Below are 4,463 nucleotides of genomic sequence, written 5' to 3' on the forward strand. Positions count from 1 at the left end.
AGACGATGGTGGCCCCGATGATGAACCGGGGCACGCCGGTGGCCTCCGCGATCCAGACGGCCCCGTCCAGGAACCAGTCGCCGCCCTTGATGATCAGGAGCAGGCCCAGTAAGAACAGCAGTACCGTGATCCAGATTTCCATACCATCCACCACTTTCGGGGGCCCGCGCGCAGTGGCCGGGGGCGCGGGCCCTAAAAATCCAGCGAGACCTCCACCGCGCGAAGACGGCGCCGGGAAGGCCGGCGGCTGTCTCACGCGATAAAAGTCTCGCTTTTTCAGACGGGCCCGGATGGTATCGTCGACCATCGTGATGACGGACCGCGCCACGTTCTCAACGTAAGCTACTCCCTTTTATGAAGCCTTGAGCTGTGAGACCACTATAAGGGATCATACACGATTTGTCAACGCTAATCTTGCCGGGATCTGACGAACGGACAAGGGATTTACGAAGCCTTTACGGCCCTCAGACGGAGGGGTCGAAGCCGATGGGCTTCACCAGCCGCTCCCGGCCCTCCCCGCCGCCCTCCGGGCGGAAGCCGCAGTCCAGGAAGAACGCCCTGCCCGGCCCCTCCGGCCCCAGGAGGACGGACAGCGCCTCCCCGCCCCGGTCCCTGGTGCGCAGCACCGCCTGGCCGATGAGCTGGACGCCGAAGCCCCGCCTCCGGCAGGCGGGCCGGACATAGACCAGGGAGATCCGCCCCGTCTCCGGGGACATGTGGAGCAGCCCGGCGGGCTCCTCCCCCCGGAGTCCCTCCAGGGTCAAGGACGCGGCGGGAGGGGCGCCGTCCCCTCCCCCGGCCTGGGCCCAGGCATCGGACAGGCGGGCGGCGGCCTCCTCCCCCGTCAGGGGGCGGAACCACAGCCCCGGCTCCAGGGCATAGGAGCGTTCGGCGTGCTCCCCCTCTCCCGCCAGGTACTCCGGCTCCTCCAGGTGGCTGGCGTCGTTCTGCCAGACCACCCGGAGGCCGTCCCCGTCCCACTCCAGCAGGGAGACGGCGGTATTGTCCCCGGTGGGGGACTTGGCGCCGGTGTCCCGGAGGGAGATGCCCTGGAGGCTGGCCAGCACCAGGCGGATGGCATAGCCGTGGGAGAAGACGGCCACGGTCCGGTCCGGCTCTTGCCGCGCGATGTCCTCCAGCGCGGCCCGGACCCGGGAGAGCACCTGCGCCGGGCGCTCCGCCCCGGGGATGGACCAGCGGTCCATCCGGCTGCCGAAGTCCGCCATGGCCTTCGGCGTCCGGCGGGCGATGTCGCCCCAGGTCCGCTGCTCCCAGTCGCCCACGCAGATCTCCCGGAGATCCTCCCTCAGCCGGAGGGGCAGGCCCCGGGGCCTGGAGACGGCGGTGGCAGTGGCCCGGGTGCGGTAGAGGTCGCTGGCGTAGACGGCGTCGATGTGCACGCCTTCGAAGCGGCGCCTCAGGGCCTCCACCTGCCGCCAGCCCCGGTCGGTGAGGTTGCTGTCGTGCTGGCCCTGGGCCACGCGGTAGAGGTTGCCCTCGGCCTCGGCGTGGCGGATGAGATAGATGGTGGTCATAGCGGTCCCTCCTGTGGTCGTCCATTTTCCATAGTATAGCGCGTTTGGCGGGCTTTGGCAAACGGCCCGGCGGTTTTTTTCGGCCCGGCGGGGCAAACTGTAGCGGCAAGGAAAAGGAGTGATGAGAAGATGAAGAAGAGCACGGGGTTCCTCCTCGGCATCGGCGCGGGCCTGGCGGCCGGCGCGGCGGCGGGGATGATGGCGCCTCAGAGCAGCCGGCGCACCATGCAGCGGCAGATGGACCGGGGGATGCACAAGCTGAGCGGCGCCGTGGACCAGGCGGTGGACAGCATCGCCTCGCAGATGCAGTGACGAGGCGGGGCGGGGGAGGGCCCCCGCCCCGAACCCCAAGGGACCGCAGGGCCATGCGGCCTCTTTTTTTGTCGTCCGGGGCCGGAAGCGCTCGGACCGCGCCCCGGGGCCCCGGCCCGGGCGTAAGATCCTCGTAAAGGATCCCCCGGACCGGTTGCGCGGGCCGTCCTCCTCATGGTAAGATGGGTCATATATCTTGACATCGACCGTACATCGGCAGAGGAGGTGGACGCGTGGGCAGGCTGGGCCGCTGGCGGGACCGGATGGGCCGCACGAAGACGATACTGGGCGAGAAGGTCCGGGAGGCCCTGGCTTCCGTTCTGCCCATCACCGGCATCGTGCTGGTCCTCTGCCTCACCGTCGCCCCCCTGCCGGTGGACATCCTGCTGGCCTTCCTGGCCGGGGCGGTGCTGCTGATCGTGGGCATGGGCTTCTTCACCCTGGGGGCCGAGGCCGCCATGAGCCCCATCGGCGAGCAGGTGGGCTCCCATATGGCCAGCTCCCGGAAGCTGTGGGTCATCGTCTCCGTCAGCTTCCTGATCGGCGTGGTCGTCACCATGTCCGAGCCGGACCTCCAGGTCCTGGCGGGCCAGGTCCCCGGCATCCCCGACGTGGTGCTGATCGGCGCCGTGGCGGGGGGCGTGGGCGTCTTCCTGGTGGCGGCGCTGCTGCGCATCCTGTTCCAGATCCCCCTGCAGTGGATGCTCGCCGTGTCGTACGCCGCGGTCTTCCTCCTGGCGGCCTTCTTCGTGCCGGAGGAGTTCCTGGCGGTGGCCTTCGACTCCGGCGGCGTCACCACCGGGCCCATGACGGTGCCCTTCATCATGGCCCTGGGCCTGGGCGTGTCCTCCATCCGCAGCGACGAGAGCGCCGCGCAGGACAGCTTCGGCCTGGTGGCCCTGTGCTCCGTGGGACCGATCCTGGCGGTGCTGATCCTGGCGATGCTCTTCCCCGCCTCCGGGGCTTACGTCCCCTCCCCCATGCCCCAGGCGGCGGACAGCCGGGAGCTGGGCGGGCTGTTCCTGGCGTCGTTCCCGGTCTACGCCTGGGAGGTCCTGAAGAGCCTCTCCCCGATCGCGGCCTTCTTCGCCGTGTTCCAGGCGGCCGCCCTGGGGCTGAAGCGGAAAAAGGTCTTGAAGATCGTGGTGGGCCTCCTGTATACTTATATCGGCCTGGCGGTGTTCCTCACGGGGGTGAACGTGGGCTTCCTCCCGGCGGGCACCTATCTGGGCCGGCAGATCGCCGCCCTGCCCTTCCATTGGATCTTGGTCCCCACGGGGATGCTGATGGGCTGGTTCATCGTCCAGGCGGAGCCGGCGGTCCACGTGCTGAACAAGCAGGTGGAGGAGATCACCTCCGGGGCCATCCCCGGCTCGGCCATGAGCGCCAGTCTGTCCGCCGGCGTGGCGGTGTCCATCGGCCTGGCCATGGTCCGGGTGATGACGGGGGTGTCCATCTTCGTCTTCCTGGTGCCCGGCTACCTGCTGGCGGCGGTGCTGTCCTTCTTCGTGCCGAAGATCTTCACCTCCATCGCCTTCGACTCCGGCGGCGTGGCCTCCGGGCCCATGACGGCCACGTTCCTGCTGCCCTTCGCCATGGGGGCCTGCGAGGCCCTGGGAGGCGACATCGTCACCGACGCCTTCGGCGTGGTGGCCATGGTGGCCATGACGCCGCTTTTGACCATCCAGCTGCTGGGCCTGGTCTACCAGTGGAAGCAGAAAGCCCGGCTGGCCCAGGAGGCCGGGGACGAGGACATCATCGACCTGGCATATTGAACCACATCCGAGAGGAGGCGTCCCTATGGCCGGAGCCGTTCTCATGATCGTCATCACGGACCGGAGCCTGGGCGGGGAGTTCGCCGCCTGGTTCCAGGCCCAGGGGGCCTCCCTGGTGCTCTCCGCCCTGGGCCAGGGCACCGCCGCCACAGAGGTGCTGGACACCCTGGGGCTGGAGGCCACGGAGAAGACGGTGCTGCTCCTGGCGGCCCCCCGGTCCGCCCGCCTGGTGCGCCGGGCGGCGCGGGAGCTGTGGCTGGACGTGCCGGGGCGGGGCATCCTGATGACGGTGCCCATCTCCAGCATCGGCGGGGCCCGGGCCCGGGACTATCTCCTGCAGTGGCAGGCGGAGGAGGACGACATGGACAAAGAGATCACCCACGAGCTGATCGTGGTCATCACGAACCGGGGCCACACCGACCAGGTGATGGACGCCGCCCGCTCCGCCGGCGCCGCCGGCGGCACCACCATCCACGCCAAGGGCACGGGGACGGAGCTGGCCCGGAAGTTCTTCGGCGTGTCCCTGGCGGCGGAGAAGGAGATCGTCTTCATCCTGGCCCGCGAGGCGGACCGGAAGCCCATCATGAAGGCCGTCATGACCCAGGCGGGGATGGCCACCCGGGCCCAGTCCGTGGTCTTCTCCATGCCCGTGACGGACATCGCGGGGCTGCGCCTTTTAGAGGAGGACGGGGACGCCTGAAACGCCCCGCGAGGACGGCGGGGCCCCCGCTCCTTCCCCGGCATCCTAAAAAAGAGCTCTCAGCGGAGACCGCTGAGAGCTCTCCAGCCTGGCGAAAACGTCTTTTCGCCAGGCTGAGCAAGTTTTCAGGACGTTCGAAAC

At 69.1% G+C, this 4,463-nt stretch carries 4 protein-coding genes; 3 read left to right on the forward strand and 1 reads right to left on the reverse strand.

The features are described 5' to 3' along the window. Nucleotides 1-464: 464 nt before the first annotated feature. On the reverse strand, nt 465-1,535 hold the full coding sequence (locus QZ332_RS13160; RefSeq protein ID WP_295766257.1) for a GNAT family N-acetyltransferase: 1,071 nt from the start codon (nt 1,533-1,535) through the stop codon (nt 465-467). 129 nt (nt 1,536-1,664) lie between these two features. Here QZ332_RS13160 and QZ332_RS13165 point away from each other — a divergent pair, with 129 nt between their 5' ends. The 3 genes from QZ332_RS13165 to QZ332_RS13175 all read left to right on the forward strand — a co-directional run bounded on the left by QZ332_RS13165 (nt 1,665) and on the right by QZ332_RS13175 (nt 4,322). Next, entirely contained in the window at nt 1,665-1,847 is a 183-nt protein-coding gene (locus tag QZ332_RS13165) for a hypothetical protein (RefSeq protein ID WP_295766259.1), read from the forward strand. A 233-nt stretch (nt 1,848-2,080) separates the two neighbouring features. Beyond that, nucleotides 2,081-3,622: a DUF1538 domain-containing protein gene (locus QZ332_RS13170; RefSeq protein WP_363324019.1), complete on the forward strand. Its 1,542-nt coding sequence runs from the start codon at nt 2,081-2,083 to the stop codon at nt 3,620-3,622. Between the two features lie 25 nt (nt 3,623-3,647). Then, nucleotides 3,648-4,322, forward strand: coding sequence for a P-II family nitrogen regulator (locus tag QZ332_RS13175; RefSeq protein WP_295766261.1), 675 nt, complete (start codon nt 3,648-3,650; stop codon nt 4,320-4,322). The last annotated feature ends 141 nt before the right edge of the window (nt 4,323-4,463 follow it).

The sequence above is a fragment of the uncultured Oscillibacter sp. genome, assembly GCF_910584465.1.
Taxonomy (GTDB): Bacteria; Bacillota; Clostridia; order Oscillospirales; family Oscillospiraceae; genus Oscillibacter.